The following is a 15092-nucleotide window of genomic DNA, read 5'->3' on the forward strand; positions in this document are numbered from 1 at the left end:
CTTTAACCCTGACAAAATCTGAAATGTTATGCTAATTCAAAACACCTCTCCGGACGCCGCATTTGCCGTCAGCAATGGCAATGCCAGGCGGATGAACCTGCCGGATTACCTGTTGCTGCAGGCAGGTCCCGATCAGCTGTCCTTTGCCGTGAACAACGCGGATGTTGAAAATACTATTTACATCACCACCGATCCGGCTTTGAACAAGCTGACTTTTGTGATCACCACAAATGTTGACAATACCACTTTTACACCGGGCACACTGGTGCCCATCTCACAAGCGCCCACCGGCACCGGTTCCCTATTATACCTGAACCTGGCGAACCTGAAACTCTCAGCGGCCGAATTTGAGGCACTGGAAGTGTCCGCCACCGGCTGGGCTTTTGAGAAATACGCACCCGCCACACTGGCCATGACGCCCACGGAAGAAGTCGTAATCAACAACTCCACCTCGTCATCCATTACCATCTCTATCAACAAACTGACGCTGGCCACACCGCCTTCCGTCCCCAATACGGACCTGAACGTGACCGCCTTCAGAACACCGCCCGTAACCCTGGACGATAAAATGCCGGAAGTAGTTTTCTTCAAAGTATTATTGCAGGCGGCGCCGGACGGCAATAAAAATCTTTATGAAAGCATAGACGTGGCGCTTACCGGCGAGCCGTTTGTTGTGAACAGCATTCCTGACTACCAGGTTGCCAATAATCTTTCTTTTGTGCTGAAGCCCGGGCCTACTCCCGCCACGGTACCGGCAGGGCCTGATACAAGGTTCTTCGTATCGTTTGTATACGCATCCGGCAAACCCGGCTATGGCGCCATCACCACGCCGAAAAGAGCCGCGGACATCCTGTTGAAACAAGGGCAGAACGCATCCGACTGGTCCGTAATCCTGGACCCCGGACAGCAGAACCCTACCTGGCAGCTGGTGCCGCCAGATGGCGCGCCGATCATCGGCACGGGTGTAAAATCGATCGTGGAGTTTAATATCAGCAATATCATTACGGAATTTGAACCAGGCCCTACGCTGATGTTCGTACAATACGAAAATATACCCGGATACAACGACGGCTCCTATTACATCCTGCTGAATAAGGTGCCACATGTGGCCATTCATTCATTCGACGCTTCGCCCAACCCCGCTTACCTGGACGAAAACGGCAAAGCCCGCATCCGGCTTACCTGGGACGCGGAGCACGTAGGTACCCTGATGCTTTATCCATCGCTGGTGAACCTGACAGGACTGAATTACTACGACGTGGACATAGACACCACGTCATCGTTTACACTTGCCGCCACCGGGCAGGAACTGAGTAATAAAGGGAACACGGCCTCCCGGCCGCTGCAGGTGACCGTGCTGCCCAGGGTGAATTCATTTGTAGCCAGCCCGCAGAATGTGTATTACAAAAGTTTCCCCGACGAAGTAGCGCTTTCATGGAACGTGAGCACTGGTGGGAAAATAAGGCTGATCAGCAGCATCACGGGGGAAAGTCCTTTTTCATTTAATCCTGTCGCCATGGTGGACCAGATGATCAAAGAACCGCAGATGGTAACGCTGGTGCCGGACGGGGAGAAAAACCCGATCTTCCACCGCAGCGTGGTATTGTCCGCATTTAAGGTGACCAGCACGAAACAGGACATCAATGTACCCAATACACTCATAGACCTGTTGCCCACCGGCGAAGTATTCTTTACGATCAATTTTGACTCGGAGGAACTGAATGCGGTGAACACGATCGATCTTAAAAAAGCCTGCAACGGCCTGCAACTCGGCAAAGGACTCAAGGCACTGGCCGTATCGCCGGATGGTAAACTGGTATATGTAGTAAGCTCGGCAGACAAAAAGATCTATGTCGTAAAAGTGGACAACAAACCTGGCGCTTTCTCCATGAGCGTGGTGACCACGATAGAAGACGCAGGCGCACAGCCGGTTGACATTGCCGTATCACCGCTCGGCACCCAGATCTACGTGGTGGACAGGGGCAGCGGCATCACCGGCTCGCTGATCGTATTCAACAAAGACGGCAGTAACTATAATAATGCCGCTACCGTAGAGTTGCAGGGCGCGCCGCAGTTCCTTGCAGTGAGCCCTTCAGGCGAATACATTTTCGCCACCAACTCCGGCAGCAACTCAATGACGGTGGTGGCCCGCACTTCCGCGGATTCATTCGAAGTAGCCAAAACCATCACCACCGGCGCCATGCCGATGGACCTCTGCACCAGCCCTGACGGCAAATGGATATTCGTATGTAACGCGGCGGCAAACAATGTGATGGTGATCAACGCCTCCACTTTGTCCGCCACCAGTACCCTGCTTTCTACCGGTAAAGAACCCACTTACATTTCCGTTACGCCTTCATCGGATTACCTGTTTGTTTCCAACAGGATCGACAAAACCGTTACGCTGATCGGGATGGATATCGGCATCGGTAAATACAAAGTGCTGGACCGCGCTATTTCAAGCGGAGCGGGTATTATGGGCACGGCCATTTCGCCGAACGGGCACCAGGTGTTTGCCGCAAGCGGAAGCGCCAGCGCATTTTCCGTGCTCAGCCTGGATACTTACGAAACCCTCAGCCCGGCGCTCACATCGAAAATAACGACGCCTACCTCCACCGCCGCCAGCGCGGACTACCGGAAAGTAGCCATATGGGCCCGCCCCAGCGTGAACACCAAACGCGGCCAGGGCGCCAGCCTCATCGATGTAAAAACGCAAACGGCCGCACAGGTAATGGTGGGCCTGGATGTGTACGACATTGTATATTCCCCCGATAAAAAACTGGCGTTTGTGATCCAGGGCAAAGACGATACGCTGAGCCTGCATGCCCGATCCGTGACCGGTTTCACGGACTTTCATACCATCGATGGGTTCACCGGCGTACCCAACAGGCTGGCCGTGACCACAGACGGCGGCAGGCTGATCGTTTCCGTATCAGGAGCGAATGCAAACAAAGACACGGCAGTGGTGATCGTGGATACCGCCGATTTTAAAGTGCTGCAAACCATCCTGCTGCCCAAAGTGGAAGACCGCACTTCCCTGCCGCTGGCCGTAACCCCGGACGATTCGAAGATATTCATCGTGCAGAACGATACCGTGTCTATCCTGAAAAAAGAAGGCAACGAATATGTGCTGGATTCCCACCAACTTACGGTGGGCAAGGAGAGCAACGTGGCGGGCATATTGCCCGACGGCAGCAAAGCCATTGTGGTGGCCAGCGAAAGCCACAGCATCGCGGTGATCGATACAAAACATTACGAAATCCAGACCTACCTGATACCGGACAGCTACAGCAACTATGTATCCGGCCTGGCCATTTCGCCGGACGGTTCAAACATCGTGGTGTCCGATACCCAGGGCGGCAATGTACTGATGCTGGACACACTTACCTATACGGTATTCGCTAAGTTGCCCGTTGGCAAGTTCCCCCAGTATCTTTGTTATCTCCGCGACGCGTCCGCGCTGTACGTGCCAAACCTGCTGTCCAACAGCATCAGCGTGGTAAGACAGATCCAGCCGGTGAGCGCCACCGAACACATCGCACACCCCGGCGATGACGTAGCAGCCTACGAAGGCATGTATATCCGGAAATACCTCGGCCAGACCGGCCCCATACCCGTCCAGAGCGGCGTGACCATCAGCCCGGACATCATTCCCTACGGCACACTGCCCACCCAGGACCCGAAGGAGTTCATCACCCCGGAAAACTGGAATAAAGACATGGCCAAAGATGTGTTATCCGCCCAATACAACAACCTTTATGTACGCGGGGACAACAATGCCACCGAACAGAAAACAATGACCCTGGAATTGAACTGGTCGCCTTCCAACCTCGTAATGTGGCCCAGCAACTGGGCGGACAACCTGATGCCCATCAGCGGCAAACCCGGCGAATTCAGTCAGAAAGTGACCGCGGAAGCCAGTTCCAAATGGGTGTCCATGGTGCCATTCCTCTGGAATACACCCCAGCTGCCGCCCGAAGCCGATCACTTCTGCCTGGTAGCCCGGCTGGATGAGCCGGTGCCCACGGTGAACTTCTCCTGGGACGAGCTGCTCACCTGGATCAGGAAGCCGAATGTAGGCTGGCGGAACGTGTACCCGGTGAACAAAGACAAACCCGAATGGAGCCGCCAGTTCCTGCTGAACCTGCCGGCAGACGACAGCATCCCGGAGAATTCCAAGATCTACGTATTCCTGGACTTTACGGACATGCCGGCCGGTGTGGACGTGCAGTTCAGCTGCCCGGACCAGCAGGCGGACCCGCTCATCATCAAACCGAGGGTGCGGCTGAATGAGCCCAACGAAGTGATCGGGCTGTGGACGAAGCTGCCGAGGGGATTCAGCAGCTATGTGGTCGTATCGTTCTGGCGGAACGACATTACGATCCCCATAGGCGCTTCCGTGACCTTAAACTCTTATTACCTGCCCTCCGCGATGACGGACGATGAATTCAGGGAACTTTGCGAAAAGTTCCACAGCGGGGAAAAGATCACCCATGATTTTATAAAGGCGAACGCTCCAACGCCCTGGTATTATGTAGGAGCCTGTCACAACGTGGTGATGGAATAATCGATGTTCAAACTGCTATCATGAAAAGGGCCGCAGCAATGCGGCCTTTTTATTGGGTTACTACTCTTTTACTACTTGTCTGCTACTTCGGTACTGCTTAGGAACAGCTTCAGTGCTACTCTATTACTACTCTATTACTACTATTAGACTGCACTATTACTACTGTATTACTACTCTATTACTACTATTAGACTACTCTTACACTACACTACCACTACTATTAGAAACAATAAGTGATGCTATATTCTCCTATAGCCAAAGTATACTGTAAGTATAGGATACGTATAGGAGAGGTATAGGAGAGCACAACGGGAAGAATGCTAAAATAGTACCAGTAGGCTACTCATTTTATCAGGTATCTAAAACAAAACGGGCTGACAGCCTTTGGCCATCAACCCGTTTTAACTATACAAACCGCTTAAACCGCAGGTACCTGCGGAGCGACCGGTACTTTATCTTTCAGGATGCGCGTAGTGCCTTTTTTGTGCTGGCCCGCCGCTTTCCCTCCTTTTTTCTTCTTTTTGCCCCACCATATCAGGAAGCCGGTAACCGGCAGCGATGCGGTGATAAGCGCCGCGAAAAACATCAGCAGCCTGCCGGGGATCCCGAATATGCTGCCCAGGTGGATATCGTAATTCATCCGCGCGGCCTTTTCCGCCAGGCTGGCGTCTTTGTATTTGCCCATGTATTTCACGGGAATTTCCGCCCCGGTATGCTGGTCGAAATAATGATAGTCCGCATTATAATACTGGCTCCCGCTGGGATAGGCGCGGCAGGTGATCACGGCGGAATCGTTTGCCGGCACGGTAATGCTGTAACCCTGCGCATCCGGGTACATGGCGGTCACCTTTTCAAAAACGGCGTTAAAAGTGCTGCCGTCCTTTATCATCGCCAGCCTGTCCGACTTCAGCACGTTCTCAGGGCGTTTTTTACCGCCGCTGAACACCCAGAACTCTGCATTGCTCACCCATTTAAAGCTCCATACCAGCCCCGTCAGCACTGCGAACAGGATGATCCAGCTGGCATAAAAACCAAAGACGTTATGCAGGTCGTAATTCAGGCGTTTCGGCGATGCGCTCCATTTTACCTTAAAACTGCTTTTCAGCCTGGCTTTGTTCTTCGGCCACCACAGGATGATACCGGAGATGATGATCACCAGGAACATGACGGTGCCCCAGCTCACCACCTGGTGCCCTATCTTCTGGGGCAGCCAGAGGTACATATGCCCGTCCAGGATGAACTTAAAGAATTCCTTCTGCCGGTCCAGCACTTTGATCACTTTGCCGGAATATGGATTTACGTATACGTTGTAGTAGAAATAGGGCTCCCTGCGGAAGAACTGGACGATGGGGACCTCTCCTTTTTCACCATAAATGATGCGGAACGATTTCATGCCGCCCATGCTTTTTTCCGCCGCGTCGCGCAGTACGGCTACCGGCTGAAAGGGTTTATCTTCTACCTGCACAAAGCGGTACGGCTCGGAAACCGCTGATATTTCAGGCTGAAGGGCGTAAATAGCCCCCGTGAGCGCCACGATCAGCACGATAATGCCTGCTGCCAGTCCCAGCCAGAGGTGAAGCCATCCGAATATCTTTTTCCAGTTCATAGTGATTTGCTGACGCGAAGCTAGGCATCAGATATTCAGCGGGTTTATCAATTCGGGAAATTATTTTGCTCATTTGGGAAAAACAGCCGTGGTCTGGCACCGGATTTGGGCCTCTACCGGAAACTAACTCCCATGGGCATTCCTGATATGATGTTATTGTTGCTGGTAGTGCTGGCTGCCATCTCCCTGGTCGTATTCCTGATAAGGCGGAACCGTAAGGATCGGAAAGAATTACTCCCGCCCGGGCCGTCGGACCCCGTGGAGGTGAACAAAACCATCCAGCAGGAAAGGGAAGACCAACTGTAAGGCCGGGAAAAGCATATCTCTATTGTCAGCTGCAACAAACTGACAACAATGATTGCCGCCCTGCTTACTTTATTCCCCAAAACGTTCCTCCGGGGCAACTTCCTGATGGCCGTGGGCATCCTGCTGGTTCGTTTTTTGTGGAATATCCCGCAAATTGACCATTATGCTCCGCGGATTACCCGAAATATTGCTGGCTCCGTCCATCCTCGGCCTTTCCCCCGCCGGCACGCAGCTGCTGGGTGAGACACTCCTCAAAGCCGGGCTGGCCGAACGCCTGGGTATTACCCTGCCCGTCGTGGAAGTACCGACGCTTAACCACCTGTATTCCCGTGAAAGGGACCCCGCCACCCATTGCCTCAATGTGCTGGCTTTACAGGACTTTTCAGCCACTTTACGCCAGGCGGTGACACGATGCCTCGATCAACAACATTTCCCGCTTGTATTGGGCGGAGATTGCAGCATCCTGCTGGGCATTATGTCCTCACTCAAAAAACGCGGCCGCTACGGTCTCGTATTCATGGATGCGCACGCCGATTTTTATGAGCCGGAAAAATCCACCACCGGTGAGGAAGCCGATATGGACCTTGCCCTTGTAACAGGCCGCGGCCCGGAAGAACTGACCGATATGGAGCAGCTGGGGCCCTACGTGCAGGACGAGCTGGTGATACACCTCGGCCAGCGGGACCAGGAGGAAACCATCCGATACGGCTCGCAGGAGATCAGGGATACCGCCATCACCTGCATCAGCTTTAATGAAATACAACAACGCGGAATAGAAGATGTGACCGCGGGAGTGCTTGAGCAACTGAACGGAACAGACGCGGCCGGTTACTGGCTGCATTATGATGCGGATGTATTGTCAGACGACATTAACCCCGCCGTGGACTACCGTCTTCCCGGCGGCCTCAGTTTTGCCGAAGCGGAACATATCATCAGCCGGCTGCTTCCCTCCGGCAGGATCGCGGGCATCAGCATCACCGTGTTCAATCCCGCGCTGGATAAGGACAGGCACATCGGCCGGGATATTACGGACAGCCTTGCCCGTGCCTTCCGGCTATAAACTTTGTCCGATTTTTACAATACCGGCTGCCGCCATCGTTTCATCTTTGTACTGTTAAACCAACACATATGAAACGACTAACTATTATGCTGGCAGCCTTGCTGTTCACTGCCAATCTGTACGCCCAGAAAGACCTGAAAATGAAAATGAATGCCGGGATTGTGACCACCAGGCTTGCCGAAAGCAAAACATTCTACACGGGCATTCTCGGTTTTGAAGTGACGTTCGAAAACGAATTTTATCTCTTACTGCACACGCCGGACAAATCATCCGCCATCAGTTTCCTGCTGCCGGACCATCCTTCCCAGCAGCCCATTTTCCATAAAGCCTTTAAAGGCCAGGGCATGTACCTGACCATTGAAGTGGAAGATGTGGACAAACTGTACAGTGAGATCAAAAAGAAAGGTGTGGATATCAGGATTGCCATCCGCAATGAGCCCTGGGGGGACAGGCACTTTGCCATCGAAGATCCGAACGGGATCGGGATCGATATTGTGCAGTTTACTCCTCCGGAAAAGAAATAACGTGATGTGTACCGGCCATCACAGCTGAAAGGACTGGCGTAAAGTTTGCATGAACACTCCGTACTCTTAACTATAAACGGCTGTAACATGACAAACGCTATCCAGCACATTAATCCCGGCGGGATGCTTCAGAGCCCCGCCTTTTCCCAGGTGATCGTTACCGAAGGCAGCGGGAAAACCATCTATATCGGCGGGCAAAATGCGGTGAATGCAAAAGGTGAAACCGTGGGTAAAGGCGATATCAAAACACAAACGGAACAGGTGATGAAAAACATCCTCACGGCGCTGGCGGCGGCGGACGTTACGCTGGACCAGGTGGTGAAGCTCACTATCTGTCTTGTGCAGGGCAATGACCCCGCTGAGGCATTCGCCGCGGCACAGCCGTTTATGAGCAAAGCGGCCGCACCGCCTGTCATCACCGTTATACTCGTGGCCGCACTCGGGCATCCCGACCATCTCCTGGAGATCGATGCGATCGCTTTTGCCGCGGGCTGATCAGGCGGGCGGTAAGATAAATTCCGCCGGGAACTTCTGCTGCACCAGGTTTTCCACTTCTATCAGCATACGCTCAGGGTTCTGCGGATCAAAAGTGATGCTCAGTTCCTCGAGCGCTTTTTGCGTACGCTGCCCGATCTGGCCGTCTATGCTGCCGATGACTTTGCCGAGGCGTATCAGGCCGGACTGTAAAGTTGCCGCAACCTGGTTGTCGCCAAAGTCGTCCACCTGCACGCCTACCGACAGTATACTGCTGACGGCCGCTGCTTTGTAGGGGCTGAAATTCGTACCCTTTTTCGCGTGATAATAATCGTATACCAGCTGGTGGCTGCCCCTGCATTCAAAATGCCAGGCTTCGGATTTGGTAGGTTTGGGCTCGCTGATGATCGGCACGATACCAAACTTTGCCGCGATGCTCCAGAAGTCCGCCAGCTTTATCTTCATCGCTTTAAGATCCATATCGAACCCACGGCCGGATTCATGAAAACTGCCCCCGGGAGGTGGGCTGAAAGCTTTCTTTTTGCCGGAGATAAAATCCTGGTGCGATTGCGCCTGCATGTCGTAACTACGGAAAAGATCGCTAAGGATCAGTCTTCCCCCTTTTTTCGCCAATGCGGCGGCCGTGTTAAAAATAGCGGTATGCGTATCGGGCGTACATTTTGCCATTCTTACGGGCAAGGGCAACAGGTCTCCCAGTTTGTTTTTGTAAATGGAAATGATGTTGATGGGAATGAGCGGTGATTTCATACGTATATTTTTTCAGGGTAAAAACGGGGTGTTATTGTTTCATCTTTGCTTTGAACAAAGTGTATTCAAAAAGTTTTTCGGGGTGGTCGTATTTGCTGTATTCCACCATGCGGTCGTAGATGCCCATCCGTTCCACGTTGTACACCACGGCGGCTTCTTCAATTTCATTGGGGATCAGGATCATCCTGGAATGGACCATCCAGTTTTCCGCCTGGGGTTTGTCCGCCGAAGGGCTGTCAAATGGCTGCTGCCGCAGGATATCGATATAATCCTTTGAAGCGGGGTTCACCAGGGACATAAAATGAAACTGTACGGGGAAAGCCGCGGTATTGTTTTTATTCCCCATGCTGGCGCGTTCCAGCGACTTCATATCATACTTCCAGGTAAATACAAAACCGGTCTTGTTCTCCTGTATTCCCGCATAAAAGCCATAGTTCAGCTTTTGATGAAGATATCCCGCCAGACCGCCTTCCACCTCTTCATCCAGCGCCCAGGCCGGATCATCTTCCGTTTTCCCAAGACCCAGCGCGGACGTATACTGAACATTCAGGGGAAATACAGTATGGAAACGGGAACCGTCATATGATACCTGGAACCAGTTGTCATCGGGATTGCCGGAAGGCACGCCTCCTGAAAAGGCGGCTATCGCTTTGGCTACATCACCGGAGAACAGTTTATTGAGATCAGTATTACCGGTTGACAAGATCCCCATCATAGGCTCCAGCACATTTTCAATGTACCAGGCCTGGCGCAGGCGGGAAAGCGTGGTTTCATCCAGCCGGTCGATCTCATCGTCTGACAGGCGGCCGGCATGCTCCATGGCATCGCCGATGGAAAAAATGTCCAGCACATGGCCGGGAACGGAATCAAACTCCCACCTGATCTCCAGCGTACTAAGCGCGGTGCCTGTAAGGGCCAGTCTCAGCTGTTGCAGCAGGGTCTCCGCGCGTTGTTTCTGCGCTGCGCTTTCGTTGCTGAGGCCTTTCAGTCTTTCGTTGAGTACTTCCTGGTGGGCCGTTGCTTTTGCCGCCGCATCTTTTTTCCTGCCGGATTCTATAACGGCCATCGTACTGCCCGCCACCAGGCCAAATGAAGTAATGACCGTAGCCGTCCACGCTACTTTTTTATTGATCCCGTCTTTGGACCAGATGCCAAAAATAGCGGAGGCCCATGCGATAACAAGAATAAGGAGCTGCAGTATGAGCATACATGAAGGATTGAGGTTAGAGGGATAAAACCTGCCGGAAAAATCTTTGCGCCGATGTGGGGTATTTGACGAAGTTTGAATGCTGGGGCTTAAAACTATTGCTGTTACTAAAATAAAGAAAATATGGATATCAGTACCCGAAAAGATTAAAAGATATCCGCATAAAAAAGGGGCCGCCTGCTAAGACAGCCCCTTCTTTTTCTAAAAAAGTTTACTCCTCCCCTTCTTCCTGGTATTCTTCCCAGGCTTTCACTGCTTCCGCTGCCAGTTTCTGTTTATCCTTCACCACATCCGCATCTTCTTCGGCGATCCAATACAGCAGGTCCGGTTCCATGTTGAGTTTAGCCGCGTCCTTTTCGAAAGGGCCGTTCAGCACATATTGCCATTCCCCGCCGTCATCTGTTTTGTAGCGGTACAATATCAGCCATACGGAAGGCGATTTCCCCTGGGGCACTTCCACGCGGGTTACCTGCTCAATGGCATTTACTTCATAGTCATCAGACAGGTAATAACCGACCGTGAGGCGCCCCATCACCTCCTGCGTAAGCAGGTGCCGGACATTGGAAAGTTTATTATTCTTGTCCAGCGTTTCCACGAAATAATACCCCGAACTGTGATCGGCAAGGATGCTGCCGAGCATCTTATCATTCAGACGGATGCCATGGTTGATCAGCCCCGCCGCAGCAACGGCACGCACCGCGATAACAGTGTCCGCCAGCATTTCACGCAAGTCGGTTTCGGCAGTTGCCGGCATACCGGGCAAACCAAGCACACGGGCGGTATACACCAGGCTGTTTTGCCACATCCAGGCGCTGTCTGAATCTGCCTTCCTGTTTTTCCAGGTCAGCAATTGTTGTTTGAACATCCGCTCAATTCCCGGGAGCAGGCGCTTCAGCTCATATTGCTCAAACTGTGGGGCCAGCCAGATGGAATCATAACCGGTAAACGCCACGAATGCCTGCAGGAAAGCAGGGTGTTTTTCGGCAGTGGCAACCATGGCTGGCAGGTATTGACGGTAAATGCTGTCGTGGTCGCTTTTGAGTGTATAATTAAAAATAGCCCAGCCGGGAGCGCTGTTATCCGGCAGTTCTTTCACCAGGCGCAGGAAGGTACGGATAGATGAATCGGTGGCAAGGCCATTCAGGTAACGCAGGATGCTCGTCCGCTGATCAAAATCCGCCGTGGCCGCAAACAACTTTTCAGCGGCATTCACCGAAGCATCGCCGCCCGTTTGGCGCAGGCTCAACAGCAGCCGCAGTTTCACCTGGCTTTCACCGGTATCCGAAGGGAATGGTTTGCCCAGTGCGCTGATGATCGATTTAACATCGGAACTGTCCGGCGAGAAGTTCTCGAGGTATTCGCCGGCCCTGTTAAAGACAGCCGTATCGGCGCTTTGCAGGTCTTTCAGCAGCAGGTGGAGTTTCTTCTGCTCCAGCCTGAGCGTGTCTGCCTTTTCCCTGCTACCGGGGCGGAAAGACGCAAAGAATTGTTTCGCATAACCGGCGGAGGCTATCTCATCCGGCAGAATGGCGGTGAGGCGGTAAACGGTATGCCCGGCGATTATCGCCTTCCGGTGCCAGCGCAGGCCATTATGCCGCCCTTTCATTTCTGTTTCATATACCTGCAGCCCGTTTTCTTTAAGCTGTTTTACCGCACCCACTGAGAAAGCCGAGTCCGTCTCACGCACAAACGGGTCCAGGATGCTGTCCGGCTCGTTGTGATAATAACGGGAGTATTTTTCCTGCTGCACAAGGTACATGGCAAAAGAAGCGCTGTCCATAGCCACATAGAAATAGCCGTCAAAGACCCCTTCCGAACTGAGAGCCTCATTCTGCCCGCCGGTAAAAAGTTCCGGCCCGCTGATCGTGAAGCTGCTGTCTGCCGGTGTAAAAGACACTGCCGGGGCCTTTGCCTGCAAAGGAAGTACACGGAATGCATGCAGATAACGCCGCCAGTAACTGCTGTCTGTCCGGGCTGCATCGTAGCTGCAGAACAGGGTGTAGGCAAGATTGCCTCTTGGTATAAAATGCAACCGGGAAAGGAACCCGTTCGTGTGCCGGTAGGTATACTGGTGACACGGTAAACCATCCTTCACGGTCACCGCGGAATCGATCGCCTGTGCCAAACTGTCCTGTTCCAGTACCAATGCACGGATACCATCCAGCAGGTCTTTGTCGTTCGAATTGTAATATCCCCTTTTCATTTTATCCACCCTTACCGCATAAGAGATATTATTGGCATTGTCCAGCGCGGAATACACTTCTTCCGGGCGTTCCACATCTTTCTCCAGCCGCACATGGTTGGCGTCTGCGGGAAGGATCACGGAGAAGCCCAGCTGCGGGATCTTCAGCGTATCGTACACGGTGGTGGCCCGTACGATATCGTAAAACCGAACGGATTCAAAAAAATCATGGCGGGAGCTGCTGTCTTTGGTCCCGGTCCCGGCGCTATGCATGAACATAAAAGCCCTGTTGTTGCGGATAAATACGCGTACATAAAAGGGTATGTCTTTTTGCAGCATCACGGCTTCGGTACCGGGCATATCGCGGTAAACAATGGGATATGTCCGTTGCAATTCGGAATTGCCCTGCCTGGCCATGTTGGCGATCATCGATTTGACGAGTTCGTCCTTATCGGTTGCCAGCTGCGCAATATCCAGCGAAAACACGAATCCCGCTTCACTGTTCGAGGCGCCGATGTACATTTTGCGGTTGATATTGGGGATCGGGTATGTAATGGGCGGGCCAGGCAAAGACACGCTGTATCCCTCCGCGATCCTGTTCAGCGGGTAACCTTTCATACTGTCCAGCCGCTGGCGCTCACGCCCGGCCATACCGGTAAAGGTAGCGGGCACCGGCGTTACGGTGAATCCTTTTTCACGAAGCAGGGCCAGCATACCCGTTTTACCCGGCAGGTGGGCTACCCCCACCGCCGCAAACACACTGCCTTTGCCCATGAGCGTGGCCAGGTTGCCGCTCATTTCCCGGTTGCGCGGCGTGAGATGCAGGGCGTCATCGTCCCCGCTTTCTTCCCAGTCCCGCAGGATGTGGGTGATCTCGTCCAGGTCGCCCTGGTAATAGAGGTTCACCAGCTTATCCAGGTAGGCCACCCGTTGATCCAGCCGCTCTTCGCGGCCTTTTTTTGCGCTGCCGGCGCCGGTGGTGTTATAACCAATTCCCCAGAGGAATATTTCTTTCTGAACGTCTGTTACATTCCCGCTCATCATGCCCAGCTGGTTTTCCAGCCTTTCCAGGCTGTGCACCGGCTTACTGAGCCCGATCGCTTTCTGGTGCAGCCAGCCGTCCAGGAATATGCTGCCTGGTTTCCGGGTGGCGTCCGCTGTTTTGCTAAGCTCCTCCACTTCATTGATCAGCAGTTTTTCGATGAACCAGAGGCGTTTCAGCTTCAGTTGATCCAGCGGCCCGCCGGTCTTTTCTTTTACCAGGCTGTCCACATACCGGTATTCATCCGGGCTCAGGATGCGGCGCATATGGTTCACCGTGTCCCCCAGGGGGCCTGTGGGCGAAAACAAATATGCCATCACGGAATCCATATCCACTTCCATGGCGAAAGCGTTGGCATTGCGCAGGGCGGCCAGTACGGAGTCGCTGAACTCGAATACCCGGCTGTCCGTAAGGTGCATGGTGCCGAAAAGATAGGACGGGGACTGCATGCCAGGGCCTTCCACCCGCCAGAGCAGCTGGTATTTGGCCCTGTTTTGAAGCTGGGCATGGGACACGGAAGTTTGCATCAGCAGGGCCAGCAGCAGGAATATCGATATCCGGTTAAGTCCGCGGAGGCACTTGGCCCGGCGGCAGGTATGGGAATAAAACATCCGGCAAAATTAATAAGCCCGCGGGATGTATGGAATGGGATAATAGTTGTATTTGGGGATGTTATTAAACCCGTTTATGCTCCCCGATCCTCTTGGATAATATCAATACTAATCGTAAATTACAACCAGGGATAATTAAGACAAAATGCCCCGGGCATTTATTTTTTTAGCCGGTTTACCCCAGCTACCCCAAATGAAATCGCAGCGGCAAACATCCCCAAACAGAACAATACCGATTTTAATGTGGTGAAAACAGCAACGAACTGATGCATATTCCCTTCCTGATGAAAAAGAAAATACGCAAAAGCCGTGTTTTCAGCCAGGTCGAGCAGCACAACAGCCACCATCGCCCAACGCAGCACAGAGTAAAATGTAGATCCTTTCCAGTAGCCAGCTAAAGCCAGAAAAAAACAGTAATATATAAAGGGGAATAAAAGATCCAATATGAAATAGCTATGCATGTATTTATTCGGATTATAATGCCTGGCAGCCTGCCGTACATAAGCACTATCGAAGAAACGTTTACTGTAATCCTGAAAGGATCTGTCCGGCGGGCCGGGCATCAAATGAGCATCGATAATATGTGGTGCCTCCGTTGTTCGTTCAAAATACCCGTATGAGGATATCAACCGGAAAGTGAAAGCAGCCAATGCAAATAAAATTGCGAAAACAATGAGCCGGGGCGTAATAAGGGGTTGTTTCATGGCAAGGGTCTGAGTACTAAAGATATATTCCTTACCTCTAT

The 15092-nt window shown here is 52.6% G+C and carries 10 protein-coding genes; 5 read left to right on the top strand and 5 right to left on the bottom strand.

Features of this window, described 5'->3' with window-relative positions:
* Positions 1-28 precede the first annotated feature (28 nt).
* A complete protein-coding gene (locus tag EG028_RS00365; RefSeq protein WP_120514070.1) occupies positions 29-4567 on the top strand; it encodes a YncE family protein in 4539 nt (1512 codons plus the stop codon).
* A 418-nt stretch (positions 4568-4985) separates the two neighbouring features.
* Here EG028_RS00365 and EG028_RS00370 read toward each other — a convergent pair whose 3' ends face one another.
* Positions 4986-6173, bottom strand: coding sequence for a PepSY-associated TM helix domain-containing protein (locus EG028_RS00370; RefSeq protein WP_120514071.1), 1188 nt, complete (start codon positions 6171-6173; stop codon positions 4986-4988).
* A gap of 132 nt (positions 6174-6305) precedes the next feature.
* Here EG028_RS00370 and EG028_RS27580 point away from each other — a divergent pair, with 132 nt between their 5' ends.
* From EG028_RS27580 to EG028_RS00385, 4 genes are all read left to right on the top strand, one after another.
* Positions 6306-6479, top strand: a complete 174-nt coding sequence (locus EG028_RS27580) for a hypothetical protein (protein WP_162946173.1) — start codon at positions 6306-6308, stop codon at positions 6477-6479.
* 163 nt (positions 6480-6642) lie between these two features.
* Positions 6643-7539, top strand: coding sequence for an arginase family protein (locus tag EG028_RS00375; RefSeq protein ID WP_120514073.1), 897 nt, complete (start codon positions 6643-6645; stop codon positions 7537-7539).
* Between the two features lie 68 nt (positions 7540-7607).
* Positions 7608-8063, top strand: a complete 456-nt coding sequence (locus EG028_RS00380) for a VOC family protein (protein ID WP_206614322.1) — start codon at positions 7608-7610, stop codon at positions 8061-8063.
* Positions 8064-8150: 87 nt separating this feature from the next.
* Positions 8151-8558: a RidA family protein gene (locus EG028_RS00385; RefSeq protein ID WP_120514074.1), complete on the top strand. Its 408-nt coding sequence runs from the start codon at positions 8151-8153 to the stop codon at positions 8556-8558.
* On the opposite strand, the gene EG028_RS00390 is transcribed toward EG028_RS00385, so the two are convergent.
* The 4 genes from EG028_RS00390 to EG028_RS00405 form a co-directional block, all read right to left on the bottom strand.
* A complete protein-coding gene (locus EG028_RS00390; RefSeq protein WP_120514075.1) occupies positions 8559-9305 on the bottom strand; it encodes a M15 family metallopeptidase domain-containing protein in 747 nt (248 codons plus the stop codon).
* Between the two features lie 31 nt (positions 9306-9336).
* Entirely contained in the window at positions 9337-10512 is a 1176-nt protein-coding gene (locus tag EG028_RS00395; RefSeq protein WP_120514076.1) for a hypothetical protein, read from the bottom strand.
* Between the two features lie 211 nt (positions 10513-10723).
* A complete protein-coding gene (locus EG028_RS00400) occupies positions 10724-14347 on the bottom strand; it encodes a TraB/GumN family protein (RefSeq protein WP_120514077.1) in 3624 nt (1207 codons plus the stop codon).
* A gap of 158 nt (positions 14348-14505) precedes the next feature.
* Positions 14506-15051, bottom strand: a complete 546-nt coding sequence (locus EG028_RS00405) for a hypothetical protein (RefSeq protein ID WP_123864481.1) — start codon at positions 15049-15051, stop codon at positions 14506-14508.
* Positions 15052-15092: the final 41 nt, after the last annotated feature.

Source organism: Chitinophaga barathri, from assembly GCF_003807585.1.
In the GTDB taxonomy this organism is placed as follows: domain Bacteria; phylum Bacteroidota; class Bacteroidia; order Chitinophagales; family Chitinophagaceae; genus Chitinophaga; species Chitinophaga barathri.